Raw genomic sequence first — 23,001 nt, 5'->3', positions numbered from 1 at the left:
TGCCTGCTGCGACGGTGCCGCGTCCCGCCGTCGCACATCGTCCGTTCGGCCGACGGCGGAAAGCCGCGCAGTTTGCGGGATAATACGGCTTTCCGTTTTCGTCCGTTCCTGCCGCCCGCCCCGCCGCGCCCTTTTTCGCGCTGCAGCGCCGTCGGGCCGCAGCCGCCTTACCGACCGACATGACTACCGTCAACCTCGCCGCCTACCGCTTCGTCTCGCTCGACTCGATCGAGCAATGGCGACCGCTCATCACCGCGCGCTGCGATGCGCTCGGGCTGCGCGGCACGATCCTGCTCGCCCCCGAGGGCATCAATCTGTTCATCGCGGGCTCCCGCGAAGCGACCGACGCCTTCGTCGACTATCTCCGCCACGATCCGCTGTTCGAAGACAAGTTCGCGGACCTGCGGTTCAAGGAGAGCCTGTCCGATTCGCAGCCGTTCCGCCGCATGCTCGTGCGCCTGAAGCGCGAGATCATCACGATGAAGAAGCCGGCGATCAAACCGGAGCTCGGCCGCGCACCGTCCGTCGACGCGCAGACGTTGAAGGCCTGGCTCGACCGGGGCCACGACGACGCGGGCCGGCCCGTCGTGATGCTCGACACGCGCAATGCGTTCGAGGTCGACGTCGGCACGTTCGACAATGCGCTCGACTACCGGATCGACAAGTTCAGCCAGTTCCCCGAAGTGATCGAGGCGAACCGCGCGGACCTCGAAGGCAAGACCATCGTGTCGTTCTGCACGGGCGGCATTCGGTGCGAGAAGGCGGCGATCCACATGAAGGACGTCGGCATCGACCACGTCTATCAGCTCGAAGGCGGCATCCTCAAGTACTTCGAGGAAGTGGGCGGCGCGCATTATCACGGCGACTGCTTCGTGTTCGATTACCGCACCGCGCTCAATCCGAGCCTCGAGCCGACGCCCGACGTCACGTGCTTCGCGTGCCGCGCGGTCGTGCCCGCCGAAGCGCAGCAATCGCCGCTCTACGTGCCCGGCAAGTCTTGTCCCGCGTGCCATTCCGGCGAGCGTGCGAGCCGTCCTGCCGAGCCGGCGCACGCCGCCTGACGCCGCGCGTCCGCTTCTGCGCTTCGTCACGCGCCACATCGAATGACAGGCTATCGCGGGCGCTTCGCGCCGTCGCCCACCGGCCCGCTGCATTTCGGCTCGCTCGTCGGCGCGCTCGCGAGCTGGCTCGACGCGCGCGCATGGGGCGGCGCGTGGCTCGTGCGGATCGAGGACATCGACGGTCCGCGCACGGTGCCCGGCGCGGCCGAGGACATCCTCGCGACGCTGTCCCGCTTCGGTTTCGTCCCCGACGAGCCGCCCGTCTGGCAGAGCACGCGCGTCGCGCGCTACACGGCGGCGCTCGAGCGGCTCACGGCCGCGGGGCTCGTCTATCCTTGCGGCTGTTCGCGCAAGGAGATCGCCGATTCGCTGCGCGCCGCGCACGAGCGGCACACGACGCTCGCGTATCCCGGCACCTGCCGCGGCGGCCTGCGCGGCAAGCCCGCACGCGCGTGGCGACTGCGCGTGCCGGACGGTGCGGCAGCCGTCGTCAGTTTCGACGATCGGTGGCAGCACACGCAGACGCAGAATCTCGCGACGGAAGTCGGCGATTTCGTACTGAAGCGCGCGGACGGGCAATGGGCGTACCAGCTCGCGGTCGTCGTCGACGACGGCGACGCGCGCATCACGCACGTCGTACGCGGCGCGGACCTGCTCGACTCGACCGCGCGTCAGATCTACTTGCAGCGCTGCCTCGGACTGCCGACGCCAAGCTATCTCCACGTGCCCATCGTCGTCGATGCGAACGGCGAAAAGCTCAGCAAGCAGACGGGCGCGACCGCGCTCGACCCCGCCGCGCCGCTGCCCGCGCTCGTCGCTGCCGCGCGGCATCTCGGGCTGTCGCTCGACGCCGCGGCGTGCGCGTCGCTGGACGCGTTCTATCCGGCCGCGATCGCTGCGTGGGATTTGCGTTTCGGACCGAACGCGCGTCGGTGACGTCTGCGCGGCGCGTGATTGCATTCGCATTGCTTCGCCCCGCCGCTTGACCCCATCGCCTGGCTGCACCGCTTCCGGCCGCAATCGACAGCATCACCGCGCATCCGGCGCGACCGCCTCTTCGCGGCCGCCCGCCTGCCGACCGGTTCATACGCTGTCCGGCCGCGACAACGCCGCCCTTTCGCCCCAAGCGCGACCGACGCGCCGCGCGCAAAACAAAGCGGGCGGATGCTCACGCACCCGCCCGCTTCTCATTTACTAAGGCGCCGTTCCCGGCCCCCATCGACGACGCTCACCCCCGCATCACGACGACGTCTTGCGCGGCATCCCGAACCCGCCGAGCAGCGCGGCGAGCGGCTGCTTCGGCGCCTTCTTCTCCGGCTGCACGGACCTCGCCTCTTCCGAGCCGCGCGCCGGCGTCGGCGGCTCGTACGGCTTCAGGAAGAAATCGTCGATCGGCGCTTCGCGGCGCGCATGATGCGGACGCTCGCCGCCCGCCGAACGGCGGCCGACGGATGGGCCGCGGCGCTCGTCACGGTCGCGCTCGCGGCGGCCGCCGCGCTCGTCGTGGCGGTGACGCGGCAGGTCGAGCTCGAGCGCCTCGAGCGGCAGCGCACACTTGATCAGCTTTTCGATGTCGGCAAGCTGCTTGCGCTCGTTCGGGCTGCATAGCGACAGCGCGTCGCCCGACGCGCCCGCGCGCCCCGTGCGGCCGATCCGGTGCACGTAGTCTTCCGCGCTGAACGGCAGATCAAAGTTGATGACGGCCGGCAGCTCGACGATGTCGAGGCCGCGCGCGGCGACGTCGGTCGCGACGAGCGCTTCGATCTCGCCGCGCTTGAACGCGTCGAGCGCCTGCATCCGCTCGCTTTGCGAACGGTCGCCGTGGATCGCCGACGCGACGATCCCGTCGCGCTCGATCTGGCGCGCAAGGCGGCTCGCGCCGATCTTGCTGTTGCAGAACACGATCACCTGCTTGAGCGCGCGGTCGCGGATCAGCTTGACGACGGCCGCCTGCTTGTCGCCCTCGGCGACGTCGTAGACGATTTGTGTGACGTTCGTCGCGGTCGCGTTGCTGCGCGCGACCTCGATCGTCTGCGGGTTGCGCAGATAGGTCGACGCGAGCTTCTTGATTTCCGGCGAAAACGTCGCCGAGAACAGCAGCGTCTGACGCTCTTTCGGCAGCAGGTTCAGGATCCGCTGCAGATCGGGCAGGAAGCCCATGTCGAGCATCCGGTCCGCTTCGTCGAGCACGAGGATCTGCACCTGGCCGAGATTCGCGGTCTTTTGCTGGACGTGGTCGAGCAGGCGGCCCGGCGTCGCGATCAGGACCTCGACACCGCGGCGCAGCTCGGCCATCTGCGGATTCATGTCGACACCGCCGAACACGACCGCGCTCCGCAGCGGCGTGTGCCTCGCGTACGCGTGCACGTTCGCGGCGACCTGGTCGGCGAGCTCGCGGGTCGGCGTGAGAATCAGCGCGCGCACCGGGTGGCGGGCGGGCGACGCGCTCGTGTTCGCCTGCGGCAGCAGGCGCTGGATGATCGGTAGCGAGAAGCTCGCGGTCTTGCCGGTGCCGGTCTGCGCGGCGCCCATCACGTCGCGGCCGGACAGCACGACCGGAATCGCCTTCGCCTGGATTGGCGTCGGCGTCGTATAGCCCTGGTCGGCAATCGCTTTCAGGATCTCGGCGGCAAGGCCGAATTGATCGAACGTCGCGTCGACAGGCGTGGCAACAGAATCGGACATGGTGGCGTTTCGCTCAAAAGGCGCGGCGGGACATCTAGCGCGCGGCATGCTCGCTCGCGAGACAGGCTGCGCAAACCACTTCGGAATGAAGACGAAGCCGCGGCGCGCCGCAGGGCACCGCCGGCGCCTGAGGCCGTCCAGGCCGTGCGCGAAGCTTCGTCCGGCAGAGTGCCGGCAGAAAGGGCAGTATTGTAGCATCCCTTGAGAAACGGCTTCGTCGCCGCGGCCCGCGCGGCGCACACGCCCCGCTCAGCCCTTCTTGCGCTTCTTCTGGATCTCGCTGCAATCGCCGAGCACGGGCGGCGCTTTCTCGCCCGCGATTTCGTCGTACAAGTTCGCGTCGCGCCCCTTCGTCCACCAGACGTAGCGGCCCGCCTGATAGCGGACGCCCGACGCCGACACGGTATCGACGAACAGCAGTCGCGATCCGTTGACGGGCACGAGCGCGAAGCTCTGCCCGTTGTCCGCGCGCCAGTACGAGACCCGCACCGGCTTCGGCTCGGTCGCGCATCGATAGACGACCGTTTCGCGCGCATCGGCATCGATCTCCTCGATGGTCAGCCGCGCCGCATGCGCCGCGCCGACAGCCGCGCACAGACCGGCGACGCCGAGCACAGCCAGCGTTTTCCTGTTCATTGCTTTCCTCGTCGAGCAATGGACGCGCGCCGCACCGGGCGCCGCGCATCCAGGCCGCTGTTTCGTCAATCCGGATCGATGACGCCCGCGCACGCGTCGGTCGGCGCCGCCGCGACATGGCCGACGACAGGCACGATCTTGAGCCCCGCCGACGCGATCCGGCACGGCGCGGCGGCAAGCCCGCAGCCCGCCGTCGACAGACACAATGCAACGATCAACATCCACTTCATTGCCACCTCCTCTTCCGGCCCGCTGCGCACCCTTCGCGTCGATGTACGCGCACGGCGGCCCGGAAACCTCAACTTGCCGCTTGCGGACCGGCGCGGCATCGCGGCCGGCACGAACCGATCGCGGCACCCCGCCGCATCCGCCGCATCCGCCGCATCCGCCGATACGCGCAATGCGCATCGCGCCTCGTCAGCGCGCGGACACCGGCCGCACCGCGGCGGCCGCCCGCTTCGCGCGCTCGCGCGCTTCGTCGACGTTCGCGCCCGATGCGAGCGCGACGCCCATCCGGCGCTTGACGAAGCTCTCCGGCTTGCCGAACAGACGCAGGTCCGCGCCCGGCACCGCGAGCGCGTCGCGCACGCCTTCGAACGCGATGCCCGCTTCGTCGAGCCCGCCGTAGATTACGGCCGACGCGGCGGGCGTCGCGAGCGCGGGCTCGACCGGCAAGCCGAGAATCGCGCGCGCGTGCAGTTCGAACTCCGACTGGCGCTGCGATGCGAGCGTGACGAGCCCCGTGTCGTGCGGACGCGGGCTCACTTCGGAGAACCAGACGTCGTCGCCGCGCACGAACAGCTCGACGCCGAAGATCCCCCGGCCGCCGAGCGCGGCCGTCACGCGATGCGCGATGTCGCGAGAGCGTTCGAGCGCCTTCGCGCTCATCGGCTGCGGCTGCCACGACTCGACGTAGTCGCCCGCGACCTGCACGTGCCCGATCGGCTCGCAGAAATAGGTGTGCGTCTCGAGGCTCGCCGGATCGATCGCGCGCACCGTGAGCTGCGTGATCTCGTAATCGAACTGGATGAAGCCCTCGACGATCACGCGGCCGTGATTCACGCGGCCGCCCGCCATCGCGTACTGCCACGCGGGCTCGACGTCGGCGTCGCGCCTGAGAACCGACTGCCCCTTGCCCGACGACGACATCACGGGCTTCACGACGCACGGGAAACCGATCTGCGCGACGGCCGCCTTGAATTCGTCAAACGACTGCGCGAATGCGTACGGCGACGTCGGCAACCCGAGTTCCTCGGCCGCGAGCCGGCGGATGCCCTCGCGGTTCATCGTGAGCTGCGTCGCGCGCGCGGTCGGAATCACTTCAGCAACGCCGGCCGCTTCGATCGCGGCGAGCGCGTCGGTCGCGATCGCCTCGATTTCGGGCACGACGAGATGCGGGCGCTCCGTATCGACGAGCGCGCGCAGCGCGTCCGGATCCGTCATGTCGATCACGTGCGCGCGATGCGCGACCTGATGTCCGGGCGCGTTCGGATAGCGGTCGACGGCGATCACTTCGACGCCGAGCCGCTGCAACGCGATAATGACTTCCTTGCCCAACTCGCCCGCGCCGAGCAGCATGACGCGCGTGGCGGACGGCGAAAGCGGCGTGCCGAGCCGCTGACCGATCTGCATGAGATTTCCCGCTGGATGATGGATGGCGAAAACGACTTGGGATGTTAACACGCAGGGCCTGTGCGCCGCCCGTCGATTTGGCGGGCGTCGGGTGGCGGGTGGCGGGCGCGGCGGCTCGCGGGCACCGGGACGTCGCAACTGCGAAGCTTTCGCGGCCGCCTCTTTCATTCGTGCGTTCCGCGAACATCGCGGCCCTTGCGGCCCTCGCGACTTCCATAGCCTTCGCGACTCTCCCGCCGTCGCGTCCACATCCACAAAATGATCGGCGACTTCGACGCGCCTCGGAAACCCCGGCATCGCCGAGCCATCCGCGATCCCCGCGCGCCAACGACGCTCACGACGACGCCTCGCCCCGCAAACGCGTCGCGCGCAAAGCCTTCGCATGACCATCGCAACGATCCGATGCAATCTTCCGCAACGCACCGCATTGCCCGCGAATCGCGCAAGAAACGCCCCGCGTCATTGCCGCAAGGCGCACGAACGAACGCGTGCGGCGACTGTCCGCTCGCGTCCGACGACGCGAGTGCGTTACCCTTACGTCTTCGCCAGCAACATTGAAGATTCGAAGAGGAACGAGGCCATGTTCAATTCATCCGCAGCCGCGCGCATGCGCTTACGCGTTGTCCGCTCGCTGCGCGCGCCGCTCGGTGCGCTGAGCGTCGCCGCGCTTCTCGCCGCCTGCACGATGCCGACGCATCCCGACTCGAGCGCCCCCGCCCCCGATCCGTTCAATCCCGCGACGATCCAGCTGATCGACGACACGAGCTGGGAGCTCGTCAACTGGCGCAATGCCGACGGCTCGCAACGCGACGTCCCGCACGGCGACAACGGCGAGCCGATCAAGCTCGCGCTGTCGACGCAGTCCGGCGTGCGGCGCGCGGCCGGCTTCTCGGGCTGCAACCGCTACGGGGGCACCTACGACGTGAAGAACGGCGTGCTGAGCTTCGGCCCGCTTGTCGGCACGCGGATGGCGTGCATCGCGCCGGCGCGCGCCAAGCTCGAGCGAGACTATCTCGCCGCGCTCGACCACATCGCGAAGGCCGGCGTGCAGATGCGCGATCCCCAACAGTTGATCCTCATCACCGACGACGGCGCGACGCTGACGTTCGCGCGCCGCGACAGCAAGTAAGCAGCGGCGCGCGTCGGACGGCCCTGCCGGCGAAGCGGACGGCGGGCGGCGCCCGCCGGGTTGCGCGCGCACGAGAACGGCGCGACGACGCGCGCCGTTCTCGATAGCATCTTCGTCGACCGGTTAAACTCGACGGGGTCGCGCGTCGCGCCCCGTCCTCCTCCAGTTTCTGAGCATGCAAACGGTAGTTCTCGGCTGGTTCGGCTTCTCGGCCGTCTGGTTCATTCCTCTTTTCTGGCGGCTCGTCAAGGCGATGCTGCCGGGCGGCGGCGGCCTCGCGGGCCACGGCTCGATCCGGCTTTGGCTCGGCTTCTTCTGCGTGCTCGTCGCGAGTTGCACGCTCGCGACCGCGCTGCCCGGCGACGCGACAACGAACGCGCTCGGCCACGCGCTCGCGGGCGGCTTCGAACGGGTGCTCGGACACGTCGGCACGCCGCTCGCGATGGTCGTGCTGTTCTTCGTCGGGCTGCCGTGGCTCGTCGGCGTCCGCTGGCAGCAGGTGAACGCATGGCTCGACGCGTCGTTCGGGATCCGCTTCGCGCGCGAGCGCGGCGACGACGGATCGCGCGGCGTCGCGGACCTGCCGCGCGCCGCGCTGCATCGCGACGACGACCGGCGCGTGCGCCGCGCAGCCGACGTGCAGCCGACGACCGCGCACACGGTCAACTCGATGGCGCCTCGGCAGAATGGCCGCTTTTCACGGCCGACGCTGTGGAAGCCGAACGACGCGCCGCGCGGCGATCGACGCAACGCCGCCGCGGGCGGCGCGGCGCGAGCCGCGGTGGAGCCGACCGCGCCCTCCGGGTGGCTCAAGCCGGGTGCGTCCGCGCGCGGCGCGGCATCGGCAGCCTCGGTGGCGGGAGCGGCGGCAAGCGGCGTCGCGAAGGCGACTGCGGCCGCTGCCGCAGCACCCGCGAGCGGATTTCCGAAGGCGGCGGGCAGCGCCATGACGACGGGCGAGCCGGCGAAAACGACGGGCGCCGCCATGCCCGTGGGGAGCCCGCCCAAAGCGGCCAATCCAACGATGTCGGCGATGCCGGCAAGCGGCATGTCGAAAGCTGCAAGCCCGGCGACGCAAGGAAGCATTGCGTCGAAAGCGCCGCATCCCGTCTCGACCGCACCTGCGACCGGCCCAGCAAGGGCTGCCGGAACGATGCCGGCGGGCGGCCTTGCGAAGCCGGCAAGCGTCGCCGCATCGGCAGGCGCAGCGGCCGCCCCGCTCGGCATGCACGTTTCGTCCGGCGCGCCGCACGCACCGTTCGCGCCGGCTGCGGCCGGCATCGCCAAGCCGATCGGCTCGACCGCGGCCGTCGCGGCGATCGGCAAACGGTCGGGACCGCATCCCGCCACGCCCGACGAGCGCTTCGTGCCGCGCCGCCCGGCGACGCAGGCCGCCGTGTCAGCGGCCCGCAATCGGCCGATGACGTTCACGCCGTCGCGGCAGGCTGCCGGCGCGCCGCGCAACCTTGCCGCAACGCCGTCGTCGCAGCCCGCCGCCCGCGCGCCGATCACGGCGCCCGCCGCCGAACCCGCCCGCAAGCGGCCGGCCGGCCCGGCGCGCGCGCCGCTCTATGCGTGGACGGAAAAACCCGCGGAACGCATCGCGCCCGCAGCAAGCGTGCACGAGACGCTGCGCTCGATCGAGGCCAACGCCGCGCAATGGACGACGATCGCCGGCGCAACGAGTGCCGTCTCGGCGCCGCAAGCGGCGCACGCACTGTCCGAGCCGTCGGCCATCGAGGCGGCGGCGGTTGCATCGAGCATTCCAGCGGCAGAGGAAATGACTGCGGCTGCGGTTTCTCCTGTCGTCGGGGCTGTCGCCCCGGCGGCCGGAGCGGCCAGATCGACGGTCGATGCCGATGCCGCCTCCCCTGCCGAAGCCGGCGCGCTCGTCGCTGAATCGGCGGGAGCAGCATCCGCCGCCCCGGCCGTCGACGTCATGGGCAAGATCACGTCCGTTGAAGCCGCGGCCGCATCAGTCGATGCCGCTCGCGGCATCGACGTCGGCACGCCCGTCGCGCATGCCCGCGAAGTCGGCACGGCCGAAGCATCCGTGCCGCCGGTTGCCGAAACGGATCACCGGCTTGACGCGTCCGTCATACCCGCTGCAACCGCCAATGCGGCCGTCGAACACGCCGCGCCCATCGCCGATGTCGGCGCGCCTGCCGGCAATCCGGCGGAGCAGAACGCTGCATCCGTCCCGGCATCGGCAGGCAACGTCGTAGCCGATGCTGCACCCATTTCGACGGCCGTCGCGCCGATCATCACCGAAGCAGCCCAGTCGGCCGCCGCGACGGAACGTGCATCGGTTGCAACGTCCGAAGCCGCCGACGTCAAAGATCCGACCGGCGCGCCCGATGTGAAGTCGCGAGCCGACGCTGCGCCGCACGTGCCGGCCTTCGGTATTGCCGACACGCCATCGTCGAGCCAGGAACCGGTGACCGCCCTCGGCGCAAGCAAGCAGCGATCCGTAGCCGCACCGGGCGTCGCGCCCGCGTCGCAATCCGCCGCCCCGATCGCGGCAGGCGCCGCGCTGGCCGCCACGTCGAACGATGGCGCCACGGACCGCAAGCCGATCGCGCCGGCCAACGACGACGGCACGCAAGCCGTGCCGCAACCGGCTGTCGCTTTCGACTCGCGCACGATGGCGAGCGCTTCGCAAGCCGTCGACACGCGACGCGCGATCGCGCCGTGGGAAGAAGCGGTCGACGCCGACGCCCCGGCCGCTTGTTCCGAGACGATGCAAACCGAATCACGCGCCCAACCGCAATCGACACGAGCCGCGGCCGCGATCAGTTCGGCCGCCTCGCAGCCGACGCCCGCCGAGTCGGCGGCAGCCGTTCCGAACGCGCCTTTCGCCGCCAACGCCAACGCCACCGCCAACGCCGGCTCCGCCGGACCGACGTCCGCCAGGACATCGCCCGCGTCGGCGATGCAATCGCCGGGCGGATCGAGCGCCACCGCGCCATCCGGAGCTGCACCGGTCGCTACGCCGGATACGGCGATGCCCGCTTCCGTCACGTCGGACATAGTCACGAAGGCCGTGGCGTCAGGCGCCGTCGCGCCTGCGGAGACGTCGAACGTCGCCGCGCCTGGCGCGGCCGCGACGTTCTCCAGCGTGCCCGGCGTGATCGGGACGGCCGTCCCCACATCGAGCCCGGTCGTGCCGCCCATCGGTGCGCCGAATATCCCGCCAGCCGCAGCCGCGCCAAGCGCCGTCGCGTCGAGCGGCGGCGTGCCGCCCGCCGCCGCGGCGGGCATCGCCGCGCCGAACGTCGCCACCGCGCCCGCAGTCACCTCGAACGCAGCCGCATCGACCGCAATCGCGTCGCGCGCCAGCGCACTGTCCGTCACGCCGAGCGTGAGCACGCCGACGGCCGCATCGGCAGGCGTCGCCGCTCCCGGCGCAGTCGCCTCGCCGATCGTCGCGCCGAGCATGACGCCGCCGAACGTCACCGCATCGTACGCGCCGGTGCCGACCGGCCACGTGTCGAGCATGCCGAATGCAGCCGCGGCGGGCATCGCCGCACCGACCGGCGCGGCCCCGGGCCAAGCCGTGCCGGCCACGGATATTCCTGCCCTCGCCGCTCCATCCGCTGTAGCACCATCCGCTGTAGCACCATCCGCCGTAGCACCATCCGTTGCAGTACCGTCCGTTGCAGCACCAGCCACTGTCGCACCGGTCGCCGTCGTCTCCACCGCAACCGTGCCGGGCGCGTCGCCGTCGCCGTCGCCGCACACCGCCGCACCGGAAGCACCGGGCACGCCGGGCGCACCGACCACGCCGCCCACATCGGCTGCCGTCGTCGCCGCGCCGTCGAGCGCCGTCCCCGCCGAGCCCCCCCGTCCGACACCGCAGCCGGGCCCGAACGCGTTCGAATTCCACGCGCCCGCCGCGTCGAACATCGAACTGCCGACGCTCGATCTGCTCGAACCCGCGTCCGACACCATTGAGGCGATCTCCGACGAGCATCTCGCGCAAACCGGCCAGATCATCGAGCAGCGTCTGCAGGAGTTCAAGGTGCCGGTGACGGTCGTCGGCGCGTCGGCCGGCCCCGTGATCACCCGCTTCGAGATCGAGCCCGCGCTCGGCGTGCGCGGCAGCCAGATCGTCGGCCTGATGAAGGACCTGTCGCGCGGCCTCGGCCTCACGTCGATCCGCGTCGTCGAGACGATCCCCGGCAAGACCTGCATGGGCCTCGAGCTGCCGAACGCGAAGCGGCAAGTGATCCGCCTGTCCGAAATCCTCGCGTCGCGCCAGTACCAGCACTCGGCGTCGCAGCTCACGCTCGCGATGGGCAAGGACATCACCGGCAATCCTGTCGTCACCGATCTCGCGAAGGCGCCGCACATGCTCGTCGCCGGCACGACCGGCTCGGGCAAGTCGGTCGCGATCAACGCGATGATCGTGTCGCTCCTCTACAAGGCGACGCCCGAGGACGTGCGGCTCATCATGATCGATCCGAAGATGCTCGAGCTGTCGGTCTACGAAGGCATCCCGCATCTGCTCGCGCCCGTCGTCACCGACATGAAGCTCGCCGCGAACGCGCTCAACTGGTGCGTCGGCGAGATGGAGAAGCGCTATCGGCTGATGTCGGCCGTCGGCGTGCGCAATCTCGCGAGCTTCAACCAGAAGATCCGCGACGCCGCCGCGAAGGAAAAGAAGATCGGCAACCCGTTCTCGCTCACGCCCGACGATCCGGAACCGCTGTCGCCGCTGCCGCTCATCGTCGTCGTGATCGACGAGCTCGCCGACCTGATGATGGTGGCCGGCAAGAAGATCGAGGAGCTGATCGCGCGGCTCGCGCAGAAGGCGCGCGCAGCCGGCATCCACCTGATCCTCGCGACGCAGCGTCCGTCCGTCGACGTGATCACGGGCCTCATCAAGGCGAACATTCCGACGCGCGTCGCGTTCCAGGTGTCGTCGAAGATCGATTCGCGCACGATCCTCGACCAGATGGGCGCCGAATCGCTGCTCGGCCAGGGCGACATGCTGTTCCTGCCGCCCGGCACCGGCTACCCGCAGCGCGTGCATGGCGCATTCGTCGCGGACGAGGAAGTGCACCGGATCGTCGAGTATCTGAAGCAGTTCGGCGAGCCGCAGTACGAGGAAGGGATTCTCGACGGGCCAAGTTCCGAAGGCGGGTCGCAGGACCTGTTCGGCGAGGCGCCGGACGCGGAAGCCGATCCGCTCTACGACGAGGCCGTCGCGTTCGTCGTGCGTACGCGGCGCGCATCGATCTCGTCGGTGCAGCGGCAACTGCGCATCGGCTACAACCGTGCGGCGCGGCTCGTCGAGCAGATGGAGGCCGCGGGCCTCGTGTCGCCGATGGGCATCAACGGCAGCCGCGAAGTGCTCGCGCCGCCGCTGCCCGAATAAGCGCGCCGGCGCATGTGCCGCGCGGCACGACTTCGGCACCGCGCGGCACGACGCAATGCAGCAAAAGACCCCCCCTCGCGACATGCGAGGGGGTTTTTCTTTCTCGAGCGCGAACGGACCACCGGAACGCGCGCAGCGCCCGGCGCCCGCCTCGTGCCTGCCTGATCCGACCGGCGCGGCGGCGCCCGCACGCGCCGCGCGCCGCGCGCCGCTACTGCACCGGCACGAACTTGAAATCGACCGGCTTGCCGACCTCGATCTTCGCCGGATTCGGCTCGAGCCGGCCGCTCGCGATGTCGCGCCGGAACACGAACACGCTGTCGCTGTCCTGGTTGCCGACGATGAGCCACTTGCCGCTCGGATCGATCGCGAACTCGCGCGGCGTCCTGCCGAGGCTCGATTGACGGTCGACGAGCGTCAGCCTGCCGTCGGCCGCGTTCACCGCATAGATCACGATGTCGTTCGCGTCGCCGCGGTTGCTCGCGTACAGGAAGCGCCCGTCCGGCGACAGGTGCAGCGCGCCCCCGCCGACCTTGCCGGCGAAGCCCGGCGCCGTCATCGACACGGTCTCGACGTGCGCGAGCCGGCCGTCGTCGTAGCGATACGCGTCGACCGACGCGTTCAGCTCGTTGGTCACGTAAGCGAACCGCCCGTTCGGGCTAAACACGAGATGGCGCGGGCCCGAGCCCGGCTTCGCGAGCGTGTAGCGCGCATCGGTCGGGCCGACGAGCCCGCGGCTGCCGTCCGGTATGTAGCGGTACGAATAAATCTTGTCCGCGCCGAGATCCTGCACGAACAGATACTTGCCGTCCGGCGAGAATACGGCCGAATGAACGTGCGCGCCATCCTGGCGCCCCGTCACGGGGCCCGTGCCCTCGTGATGCACTTTCAGCACGGCGGCGCCGAGCGCGCCCGTCGCCTCGACCGGAAACACCGAGAAACTGCCGCCCGGATCGGACGCGACCGAGTAGTTCGCCGCGACGAGATACTTGCCGTCCGGCGACAGGCTCAGGTAGCACGGATCGTTGCCTTCCGACGACACGCGGTTGACGAACGCGAGCGCGCCCGTCTTCGCGTCGAAGTCGAATGCGCTGACGCCGCCGCGCACGCTCGCGGGACCGGCGTCGCCGGGCAGCTCGTTGACCGCGTACACGTGGCGGCCGTCGCGGCTCGCGACGAGGTACGACGGGTTCTCGGTCTTCGCCGACGACACGGGCGTGACGCGCCCCGAATCGGTGTCGAAGCGATACACGTAGATGCCTCCGCTGCCCGGGCCCGTGTAGGTGCCGACGAGCAGGTTGTAGACGCCGCCCGAGGGGCCGGCGCTCGCATCTTGTGCGAACGCATGGGCGCTCAGGAGCGGCAGCGCGAGCGCGAAACCTCTCATCCAGTGGCTCAGCCTAAGCGGGAAAGCGAAAGACGAAGGCGCGTGAGCGCGTTGGGTCATCGGAACCTCCTTGCATCGATCCGTCTCAAGTGATGTGATGTTGCGAAGCGCGGGCTGTCCGACCGCCCGCGCGGCGTCGTCCGCCGGAGTATACGGGCCCTCGCTTGCCGCCGTACAGCGCGGCGCGGGCGTGCCCAGATCGTGAACGACAAGATTGTTGGAGGATCCTCGCCCATGCCCGCCCTCATTGAAGACTACGCCCTCGTCGGCGACGGCCACACGGCCGCGCTGATTTCCCGGGACGGCTCGGTCGACTGGCTCTGCTGGCCCCGTTTCGATTCCGGCGCGTGTTTCGCCGCGCTCGTCGGCACGCCGGAGCACGGCCGCTGGCTGGTCGCGCCCGCCGCCGACGTCCGCGTGAGCTCGACGTCGCGCCGCTACCGCGGCGACACGCTGATCCTCGAAACCGACTACGAGAGCGACGAAGGCGCCGTCACCGTGGTCGACTTCATGCCGCCCGACAGCGGCTGGTCGGAGCTCGTGCGGATCGTCATCGGCCGGCGTGGCGAGATGAAGATGCAGATGCAGCTCGTGTTGCGTTTCGACTACGGCTTCTCGGTTCCGTGGGTCACGCGGCTGCCGCGCGAAGCCGGCGTGAAGGCGATCGCCGGTCCGGACACGGTCGTGCTGCGCACGCCGGTGCCGCTGTCGGGCGAGAACCTGCATACGGTCGCCGAATTCACCCTGAAGGCCGACGAGCGCGTGCCGTTCTCGCTCAGCTACGCGGCGTCGCACCTGCGGCTGCCGCCCGCCCGCGAGCCGCTGTCGATGCTCGCGCGCACCGAGAACTACTGGCTCGAATGGTCGACGCGCTGTCCGTTGCGCGGCCGCTACGCCGCGGCTGTGCGCCGCTCGCTGATCACGCTGAAGGCGCTCGCATACCAGCCGACGGGCGGCATCGTCGCCGCGCCGACGACGTCGCTGCCCGAACAGCTGGGCGGCTCGCGCAACTGGGACTACCGCTACTGCTGGCTGCGCGACGCGACGATCACGCTGCTCGCGCTGATGCGCGGCGGCTACTACGACGAAGCGCGCGCATGGCGCGCGTGGCTCGGCCGCGTGATGGCGGGCTCGCCCGGGCAGATTCAGATCATGTATGGAATCGCGGGCGAACGGCGCCTGCCCGAAATGGTGCTCGACTGGCTGCCGGGCTATCACGACTCGCGGCCGGTGCGGATCGGCAACAACGCGGCGAACCAGTTGCAGCTCGACGTGTTCGGCGAAGTGATGGCCGCGCTGCACGTCGCGCGCGTCGGCGGCCTGCAGGCGGACGACACGGTCTGGTCCGTCCAGACGACGTTGCTCGCGCACCTCGAGAATATCTGGCGCGAGCCGGACGAAGGCATCTGGGAGACGCGCGGCGGCCGCCGGCACTTCACGTTCTCGAAGGTGATGGCGTGGGTCGCGTTCGACCGCGCGATCAAGTCGGCCGAGATGTTCCGTCTGCCCGCCCCGCTCGAGCGCTGGCGCGCGGTGCGCGACGAGATCCACGCCGACGTCTGCGCGCACGGCTGGAATGCGCGCATACGCGCATTCACGCAAAGCTACGGCGGCGACGCGCTCGACGCGAGCGTGCTGATACTGCCGCTCGTCGGCTTCCTGCCGCCGTCCGATTCGCGCGTGGCGGACACGGTCGCCGCGATCGAGCGCGGCCTGATGCAAGACGGCCTCGTGCTGCGCTATCACACGACCGAATACGACGACGGCCTGCCGCCCGGCGAAGGCACGTTTCTCGCGTGCAGCTTCTGGCTCGTCGACAATCTCGCGCTACTCGGCCGCATCGACGACGCGCACGCGCTCTTTCGGCGCCTGCTGTCGCTGACGAACGACCTCGGCCTTCTCGCCGAGGAATACGATCCCGTCACGCGGCGTCAGGTAGGGAATTTCCCGCAAGCGTTCTCGCACGTCGGGCTCGTGCACACGGCGTTCAACCTGATGCATCACGAAGAGGAAATGCTGCGCGCGGCCGGTCAGCCAACGCCCGCCGATGCGGTCGCCGGACGCTGATGCCGATTCACGTTTGCACGCCAAACGTAAGACATGGTCATATGTCGAGGTATCCCTCGAAAATGCGGGTATGCTGCGTTGCGACACCCCTGATTGTCCGATATGATCGGTCGCGACTGATTCGATCTCACAAGCGAATCAGTACGATTGTTGACTGACACGGCACGCCGCGACGCACCGCGCCGCCTTCGCGCGCCGTTCTCCCATCGGGAGCTCGCATGCTTTACCAATTTCACGAATTCCAGCGGGCGATGCTGAGCCCGCTGACCGCCTGGGCACAGGCCGCCTCGAAATCGTTCGCGAATCCGTTGAGCCCGCTGTCGCTCGTGCCGGGCGCAACGCGCCTCGCGGCGGGCTACGAATTGCTGTTCCGGCTCGGCAAGGATTACGAGAAGCCGGAATTCGGGATTCACCAGATCGTCAAGGACGGGCACAACATTCCGATCGTCGAGCAGACGATCGTCGAGAAGCCGTTCTGCCGCCTGCTGCGCTTCAAGCGCTACGCGGACGACACGGGCGCCGTCGGGCAACTGAAGGACGAACCCGTCGTGCTCGTGTGCGCGCCGCTGTCCGGCCACCACTCGACGCTGTTGCGCGATACGGTGCGCACGCTGCTGCAGGATCACAAGGTGTACATCACCGACTGGATCGACGCGCGGATGGTGCCCGTCGAAGTCGGCCCGTTCCACCTCGACGACTACGTCGACTACATCCAGGCATTCATCCGACATATCGGCGCGCGCAACCTGCACGTGATCTCGGTATGCCAGCCGACCGTGCCCGTGCTCGCGGCGATCTCGCTGATGGCGAGCCGCGGCGAGGACACGCCGCTCACGATGACGATGATGGGCGGTCCGATCGACGCGCGGAAGAGCCCGACATCGGTGAATTCGCTTGCGACGAACCGCTCGCATTCGTGGTTCGAGAACAACGTGATCCACAATGTGCCCGCGAACTATCCGGGCGAAGGCCGCAAGGTCTATCCGGGCTTCCTGCAGCACACGGGCTTCGTCGCGATGAATCCGGAGCGCCACGCGCAATCGCACTGGGACTTCTACCAGAGCCTGCTGCGCGGCGACGAGGAAGACGCCGAAGCGCACCGCCGCTTCTACGACGAATACAACGCGGTGCTCGACATGGCGGCCGAATATTATCTGGACACGATCCGCATCGTGTTCCAGGAATTCCGTCTCGCCGAAGGCACGTGGGACATCCACGGCGAACGCGTGAAGCCGACCGACATCCATTCGACCGCGCTGATGACGATCGAAGGCGAGCTCGACGACATCTCGGGCAGCGGTCAGACGCACGTCGCGCACGAGCTGTGCACGGGCATTCCGCAGGCGCACCGCCGCAGCCTCACCGCCGAGAAATGCGGCCACTACGGCATCTTCTCGGGCCGCCGCTGGCGCACGATCATCTATCCGCAGTTGCGCGACTTCATCCGCGAGCACGCGTCGCAGCCGAAGGAGCCAACGCCGCAAGCCAAGCGCACGCCGGCTTCGCCGGCCACGCCGAGCGAGTCGACGTCGGGCAGCGAGACGGCGAGCGCCGCGCCCGCGCCCGCGACGGCGGCGACGGCGACGCTCCGGCTGGCGGCCACGAAGCGCCCGGCGGCGAAAGCGCGCACGGCAAAGCCGGCCGCCGCGAAGCGCACCGCGGCGAAGGTCGCGGCAACGCGCATGCCGCGCTCTCGCAAGGCTGCCTGACACCGGTCCGCCGCTCGTCGCCGAATTGCGCGCCGCTTCGCGCCGTCAAGCGCGAGCGGCGCGCAATGTTTATCGGCGGCTCGACGAACGAGCGTGGCGAAAAACCGAAACCGGCCGGGCGCCCTGCCCGGCTCAACGCCTGAGCAGATACGCGAGCAGCAGCTCGGTGTTCATCTTGATCATCTCGGTACGCTCGCCGGGCGTGCTGAAATCGCGGCCGAACGTCGCCGCGAGCGTGAAGCGGTTCGACACCATGTAGTAGCCGAGCCCCGACAGCGTCACGTAAAAGCGCAGCGGATCGATGTCCGTGCGAAAGAGCCCCGCCTTCTGGCCGCGTTCGAGCACGCCGTCGATCGTCGCGACGATCGGCGAGATCATCTCGCGGATGCGCGTCGATTTCTGCAGATAGCGCGCCTCATGCAGGTTCTCGTTGTTGAGAAGACGCAGCAGATCGGGATGATCGCGGTAATAGTCCCACACGAAATGCGCGAGCCGCGTGATCGCCTCGACGGGCGCGACGCCCTCGAGATCGATAGCCCGCTCGGCCTCCGTCAGCGCGGAGAACGCGTATTCGAGCACCGCGGTGAACAACTGCTCCTTGCTGCCGAAGTAGTAATAGAGCATGCGCTCGTTGGTCTCGGCACGGCGTGCGATCTGGTCGACTCGCGCACCGAACAGCCCCCCTGTCGCGAACTCGTCGGCCGCCGCGAGCAGGATCCGGCGCCGGGTTCCCTCTGGGTCTCTTTTGATTTTTGGCTGATTCATAGTGGCGTTTTGCTATGTGAGCCGCGTAGTCCGGCTCGCGCCGCCGGCCCTGCGTCGATCGCCAGCAGCGTGAACGGGCGCGCCGTCGTTAAGGGACACCCTGCTATAGTCACGCGAAAAAGCGTTTTGATTATGGCACATGCGTTGTTAAGCGCAATGCGAAAAATCGGCGATAATTGTTCTTTCGAGAAAGATCCTGGCCGCATTCGAACGCCCGGCCGCCATGCCGCGCCCGCGCGCCTCCCCACGTAGTCACCGTGACCGATTCCAAGACCCTCGCGGATCGCATCGAAGATCTGCTGCCTCAGACGCAATGCACGAAGTGCGGCTACGACGGCTGCCGTCCGTACGCGGAGGCGATCGCGGCCGGCACCGCCGGCTACGACCAATGCCCGCCGGGTGGCGTCGAAGGCGTCGCGCGCCTCGCGAAGCTGCTCGGCAAGCCCGTGATTCCGCTCAATCCGGAGCACGGCGTCGAGCGCCCGCGCCCCGTCGCGTTCATCGACGAGCAGCTGTGCATCGGCTGCACGCTGTGCATGCAGGCGTGCCCCGTCGACGCGATCGTCGGGGCACCGAAACAAATGCACACGATCGTCGCCGAGCTCTGCACCGGCTGCGACCTGTGCGTGCCGCCCTGCCCCGTCGACTGCATCGCGATGATACCCGTCACCGGCGAGACGACCGGCTGGGACGCGTGGTCGCAACAGCAGGCGGACGCCGCGCGCACGCGGCACGACGCACGCCTCGCGCGCCAGAAGCGCGAGCGCGAAGCGGCCGAAGCGCGCGCGGCGGCGCGGCGAGCGGCGAGCGCCGCGGCGGCCGCCCCCGCGGCCCCCGCGCCTGCCAAGCCCACCGACGACGATCCGGAAGCGAAGAAGCGCGCGATCATCGCGGCGGCGCTCGAGCGCGCCCGCAAGAAGAAGGAAGAGCTCGCCGCACAGGGCGCGGGCCCGAAGAACACCGATGGCGTGAGCGCCGCGGTGCAGGCGCAGATCGACGCGGCCGAAGCACGCCGTCGCCGTCTCGCCGAGCCGCGCGACGCCAGCGACAAGCCGGACGCCGCCGACGCTTCGGATGCCGCGGGCGACGCATCGCCGACCTCGAAACCGAAGCCATAACCGCATGAACGCCAACAAACGACGCGCGATCTTCGAAACGCTGCATAGCCTCAACCCGCATCCGACGACCGAGCTCGAATACACGACGCCGTTCGAACTGCTGATCGCGGTGATGCTGTCGGCGCAGGCGACCGACGTATCGGTCAACAAGGCGATGCGCAAGATGTTCCCGGTCGCGAACACGCCGAAGAAGATCGTTGCGCTCGGCGAGGAAGGCATCGCCGACTACATCAAGACGATCGGCCTCTATCGGACGAAGGCGAAGAACGTCGTCGCGGCATGCCGGATCCTGCTCGAGCGCTATGACGGCGAAGTGCCCGCTGACCGCGAAGCGCTCGAGAGCCTGCCGGGCGTCGGCCGCAAGACCGCGAACGTCGTGCTCAACACCGCGTTCGGCCAGCCGACGATCGCCGTCGATACGCACATCTTCCGCGTTGCGAACCGCACGGGGCTCGCGCCCGGCAAGGACGTGCGCGCGGTCGAAGCCGCGCTCGAGAAGTTCACGCCAAAGGAATTCCTGCACGATGCGCATCACTGGCTGATCCTGCACGGACGCTACGTATGCAAGGCGCGGCGGCCCGAGTGCTGGCATTGCGCGATCGAGCCGCTTTGCGAATACAAGCCGAAAACGCCCGCGCCGGTGCAGTGACGGAGCGGGCCGCGTGCAAAGCTGCGCGCGGCCGGTGTGAATCGCTTCGTGCGCGTGCGGATGCCGTCGACGCAGCTGTTGTGCCAGCCATGGATGCAGCGATGCGTTAGAGCCGTCTGCACGCGACGCGGCCATTCCTTCGGTCGTTCTCACCCCTTCATCCGTTTCGAGCTTTTGAGCTTTTGAGCTTTTGAGCTTTTGAGCTTTTGAGCTTTTGAGCTTTTGAGCTTTTGAGCCTTTGAGCCTTTGAGCCGTCGAACCGTCGAGCAGGACGCGCGCCGCACGACCGCGTGCTTCATGCGATCCCGTTCGTGGCCGTCTCGAGTACGTTGACGCCATCGCCGCCACATCGAAAACGACAGCATGCTGCGTCGATTTTCCGCCGCCTGCTCCGAGCTTCGCGTAATCCGGTCAGCGGCGGCGAACGCCGGCCTCGCGGCCGCCCGTATCGCGCGTCCCTGATCGCTGCGTCGCCCCGATCGACCTGCTCAACCTGCTCGACCTGCTCGACCTACTCGACCTACTCGACCTACTCGACCTACTCGACCTACTCGACCTACTCGACCTACTCGACCTGATCGACCTGATCGACCTGATCGACAGATTCACCATCACCCAACGCGACGTACAGCGCGCCGCGCAACGCGGCGGATGGTGCTCCGGCGGCGGATCTCATGGTGGAAAAGGAATAGTAAAAGCGCTCGATTCTAACGAGCTCCGGGCAACCGCATAAGCGGTGTTTATGCCGAAGCCTGCGCCACTCGCGCCGCACACCGCGGCAAGCGCAGCCCGCCCGGAATGACGATCGAGCAGGAAACGCATCGCCGCACGCCGGCATCCGCCAGCCGCCGTGCTGCTTCGGGCGCGCGGCAACACACGCGGGCGAGCCGCGCCGCGGCTCTTCCGTTTCCGGCGCTGGCCCTGTCGCTCGCCGCGCGCGTGCCGGACGCGCATTCGGCAGCCCCGCCGCAGCCGGCGTAAAATGCGCATTCGCGCGGCCGCGACGGCCCGCCACACGCAACCCCGCACTCCATCATGTTCAATCCGAGCCGCGACGACGTGCGTCGCTTCTTCATCGACACCTGGCGCAAGCAGCGTTCGGGCGAGATCCTCACGCCGCTCGAAGCGATCGCGGCCGACTGGATCGTCGAGCATCCCGAATACCATGCGGAACTCGAGGACGCCGAGCGTTCGACCGCGCACGATTACACGCCCGACGAGGGACGCACGAATCCGTTCCTGCATCTGTCGATGCATCTCGCGATCAGCGAGCAGTTGTCGATCGACCAGCCGCCCGGCATCCGGGCCGCGCACGAGAAGCTCGCCGCGCGCTTCGATTCCGCGCACGACGCGCAGCACGCGATCATGGAGTGTCTCCGCGAGACGATCTGGGAAGCGCAGCGCACGAATACGCCGCCCGATTCCGATGCCTATCTACAACGGATCCTGCAGCGCGCTTCGCGCGGCTGAAGCCGCGCGGCCCGGCGTCGTCGCGCCGCTATGTCCTCGCGTCGCTGCGTCGCTGCGATTGTCGAAGCGACGGGCGAGCACGCACGGCAGGCACGCTTGCCATAGATGCAAAGGCCGGCGCCAACCGGCGACCAACGACGGGCCGCGACGCACGACTCGCCGCAGCGCGTGAATTCGCCGTCCGTGCGCCGCTTCTCCCCACCAATCGGCGCAGCGAAGGCCACGCCCCACGAGCCGCCCCGTTGCGCGCCGCAAACGAACGCACGCCCCCGGCCGGACAAAAAAAACCCCGCGCGAGGCGGGGTACTTTCGGCGCGCGCCGCACAAGCGGCCGCACGCGATGCCCGACATGTCCGTTACTTCTTGAACACGAGGCTGCCTTGCAGCGATTCGAGGTACGCGGCGATATCCTTCATGTCGGCGACCGACAAGCTCTGCACCTGTGCCTGCATGATCGCGTTGTTGCGACCGAGGAGCGGGTTCGTCAGGCCCATCTGATACTGGCGCATCGCCCAGACCAGGTAATCGGCGTGCTGGCCCGCGAGGCGCGGATATTCGGCGTTGATCGGATTGTCGAGCTTCGCGCCGTGGCAGGCCGCGCAGTTGTGCGACTCGACGAGGTCCTTGCCCTTCGCGACGTCCGCCGCATGCGCGGTGCCGATCGCGAAGCCGGCTGCGAGCGCGAGCGCCGCCGCCGTCTTGAGTGCCGTCTGAGGCTTCTTCATGGATGCTCCTATCCCGGTGCTGAGATCAGCAAGCGCGAGCTTACTTGTAGGGATTGTTCTTCGAATCGGGCTTTTGCGCGGCGTAGTAGGCCGCGAGATCGGCGACGTCCTGATCCGTCAGCGAATCGGCGATCGCGTTCATCGACGGGAAATGGCGATCCTTCTTCCGGTAGGCCTTCAGCGCGTTCTCGAGATAAACCTGGTTCTGGCCGCCGAGGAGCGGAACCCGGTAGACCTCCGGGTAGGCGACACGGTAGCCTTCGATGCCGTGACAGCCGATGCACATCGCAGCCTTGCTCGCCCCGTCCTTCGGGTTGCCGACCACACCGGCCGCCTGCGCACTGGCGGATAGCGCCGCGAGCGCCGCAAGCACTGTGGCAGCGACATGTTTGCCGACGAATTTGTTCATAGCTCTTGTAACCTAGCTTGAGGGGAAACTGGCGCCCGCAAAGGCAACGGCCGGCGCCGTCATGCCGCCGTTATACTTGTGAGGCCGCCACGCAGGCCAAAAAAACGGCCAGATTGTACCGCGTCGTCGGGGAATGCGTCCACCATGCGCCCCCCCGAATGCGCCCCGCACGATACACC

At 68.8% G+C, this 23,001-nt stretch carries 18 protein-coding genes; 10 read left to right on the top strand and 8 right to left on the bottom strand.

The features are described from left to right. The first annotated feature begins 179 nt into the window (after nucleotides 1-179). Nucleotides 180-1,061 carry a sulfurtransferase gene (locus WS62_RS15220; RefSeq protein ID WP_066572093.1) on the top strand — a complete coding sequence of 294 codons (882 nt, stop codon included), beginning with the start codon at nucleotides 180-182 and terminating at the stop codon, nucleotides 1,059-1,061. A 42-nt stretch (nucleotides 1,062-1,103) separates the two neighbouring features. Continuing rightward, nucleotides 1,104-1,997 carry a tRNA glutamyl-Q(34) synthetase GluQRS gene (gene gluQRS / locus WS62_RS15215; protein WP_066572091.1) on the top strand — a complete coding sequence of 298 codons (894 nt, stop codon included), beginning with the start codon at nucleotides 1,104-1,106 and terminating at the stop codon, nucleotides 1,995-1,997. A 303-nt stretch (nucleotides 1,998-2,300) separates the two neighbouring features. Here the strand turns inward: gluQRS and WS62_RS15210 are convergent, their stop codons facing one another. The 4 genes from WS62_RS15210 to purT form a co-directional block, all read right to left on the bottom strand. After that, nucleotides 2,301-3,746, bottom strand: coding sequence for a DEAD/DEAH box helicase (locus WS62_RS15210; protein WP_066572088.1), 1,446 nt, complete (start codon nucleotides 3,744-3,746; stop codon nucleotides 2,301-2,303). Between the two features lie 249 nt (nucleotides 3,747-3,995). Continuing rightward, nucleotides 3,996-4,382 (bottom strand): MliC family protein, encoded by a 387-nt coding sequence (locus WS62_RS15205; RefSeq protein ID WP_066572086.1) that lies wholly within the window; start codon nucleotides 4,380-4,382, stop codon nucleotides 3,996-3,998. Between the two features lie 65 nt (nucleotides 4,383-4,447). Beyond that, nucleotides 4,448-4,612, bottom strand: coding sequence for a DUF6726 family protein (locus WS62_RS36480; protein ID WP_010102389.1), 165 nt, complete (start codon nucleotides 4,610-4,612; stop codon nucleotides 4,448-4,450). A gap of 187 nt (nucleotides 4,613-4,799) precedes the next feature. Beyond that, nucleotides 4,800-6,014, bottom strand: a complete 1,215-nt coding sequence (purT, locus tag WS62_RS15195) for a formate-dependent phosphoribosylglycinamide formyltransferase (protein ID WP_066572083.1) — start codon at nucleotides 6,012-6,014, stop codon at nucleotides 4,800-4,802. Between the two features lie 580 nt (nucleotides 6,015-6,594). Here purT and WS62_RS15190 point away from each other — a divergent pair. Together WS62_RS15190 and WS62_RS38170 are read left to right on the top strand one after the other, a co-directional pair. Then, on the top strand, nucleotides 6,595-7,143 hold the full coding sequence (locus WS62_RS15190; protein ID WP_066572081.1) for an META domain-containing protein: 549 nt from the start codon (nucleotides 6,595-6,597) through the stop codon (nucleotides 7,141-7,143). 175 nt (nucleotides 7,144-7,318) lie between these two features. Continuing rightward, nucleotides 7,319-12,523 carry a DNA translocase FtsK gene (locus WS62_RS38170; RefSeq protein WP_066572079.1) on the top strand — a complete coding sequence of 1,735 codons (5,205 nt, stop codon included), beginning with the start codon at nucleotides 7,319-7,321 and terminating at the stop codon, nucleotides 12,521-12,523. Between the two features lie 211 nt (nucleotides 12,524-12,734). Here WS62_RS38170 and WS62_RS15180 read toward each other — a convergent pair whose 3' ends face one another. Further along, nucleotides 12,735-13,910 (bottom strand): lactonase family protein, encoded by a 1,176-nt coding sequence (locus tag WS62_RS15180; RefSeq protein ID WP_231748304.1) that lies wholly within the window; start codon nucleotides 13,908-13,910, stop codon nucleotides 12,735-12,737. A 234-nt stretch (nucleotides 13,911-14,144) separates the two neighbouring features. Here WS62_RS15180 and WS62_RS15175 point away from each other — a divergent pair, with 234 nt between their 5' ends. Both WS62_RS15175 and WS62_RS15170 read left to right on the top strand, forming a co-directional pair. Further along, nucleotides 14,145-15,977, top strand: a complete 1,833-nt coding sequence (locus WS62_RS15175) for a glycoside hydrolase family 15 protein (RefSeq protein ID WP_066572068.1) — start codon at nucleotides 14,145-14,147, stop codon at nucleotides 15,975-15,977. Between the two features lie 218 nt (nucleotides 15,978-16,195). Next, entirely contained in the window at nucleotides 16,196-17,686 is a 1,491-nt protein-coding gene (locus WS62_RS15170) for a polyhydroxyalkanoate depolymerase (protein ID WP_066572067.1), read from the top strand. Between the two features lie 132 nt (nucleotides 17,687-17,818). On the opposite strand, the gene bspR is transcribed toward WS62_RS15170, so the two are convergent. Further along, nucleotides 17,819-18,451, bottom strand: a complete 633-nt coding sequence (gene bspR / locus WS62_RS15165) for a T3SS transcriptional regulator BspR (protein WP_066572065.1) — start codon at nucleotides 18,449-18,451, stop codon at nucleotides 17,819-17,821. A 257-nt stretch (nucleotides 18,452-18,708) separates the two neighbouring features. Between bspR and rsxB the strand changes: the two genes are divergently transcribed. The 4 genes from rsxB (at nucleotide 18,709) to WS62_RS15145 (ending at nucleotide 21,688) form a co-directional block, all read left to right on the top strand. Then, nucleotides 18,709-19,569, top strand: coding sequence for an electron transport complex subunit RsxB (gene rsxB, locus WS62_RS15160; RefSeq protein ID WP_066572064.1), 861 nt, complete (start codon nucleotides 18,709-18,711; stop codon nucleotides 19,567-19,569). A 4-nt stretch (nucleotides 19,570-19,573) separates the two neighbouring features. Beyond that, complete coding sequence (nth, locus tag WS62_RS15155) at nucleotides 19,574-20,218, top strand: endonuclease III (RefSeq protein ID WP_066572062.1); 645 nt, start codon at nucleotides 19,574-19,576, stop codon at nucleotides 20,216-20,218. Between the two features lie 798 nt (nucleotides 20,219-21,016). Next, a complete protein-coding gene (locus tag WS62_RS15150; protein ID WP_066572059.1) occupies nucleotides 21,017-21,199 on the top strand; it encodes a hypothetical protein in 183 nt (60 codons plus the stop codon). 54 nt (nucleotides 21,200-21,253) lie between these two features. After that, a complete protein-coding gene (locus tag WS62_RS15145) occupies nucleotides 21,254-21,688 on the top strand; it encodes a DUF1841 family protein (protein WP_066572057.1) in 435 nt (144 codons plus the stop codon). Nucleotides 21,689-22,044: 356 nt separating this feature from the next. Here WS62_RS15145 and WS62_RS15140 read toward each other — a convergent pair whose 3' ends face one another. After that, on the bottom strand, nucleotides 22,045-22,413 hold the full coding sequence (locus tag WS62_RS15140; protein WP_066572047.1) for a c-type cytochrome: 369 nt from the start codon (nucleotides 22,411-22,413) through the stop codon (nucleotides 22,045-22,047). A 40-nt stretch (nucleotides 22,414-22,453) separates the two neighbouring features. Then, nucleotides 22,454-22,822 (bottom strand): c-type cytochrome, encoded by a 369-nt coding sequence (locus WS62_RS15135; RefSeq protein ID WP_066484625.1) that lies wholly within the window; start codon nucleotides 22,820-22,822, stop codon nucleotides 22,454-22,456. Between the last annotated feature and the right edge of the window lie 179 nt (nucleotides 22,823-23,001).

The sequence above is a fragment of the Burkholderia sp. ABCPW 14 genome (assembly GCF_001523835.1).
GTDB classification, from domain to species: Bacteria; Pseudomonadota; Gammaproteobacteria; order Burkholderiales; family Burkholderiaceae; genus Burkholderia; species Burkholderia mayonis.
Note: the sequence above shows the minus strand (reverse complement) of the source record. Positions and strands in the feature narration are given on the sequence as shown.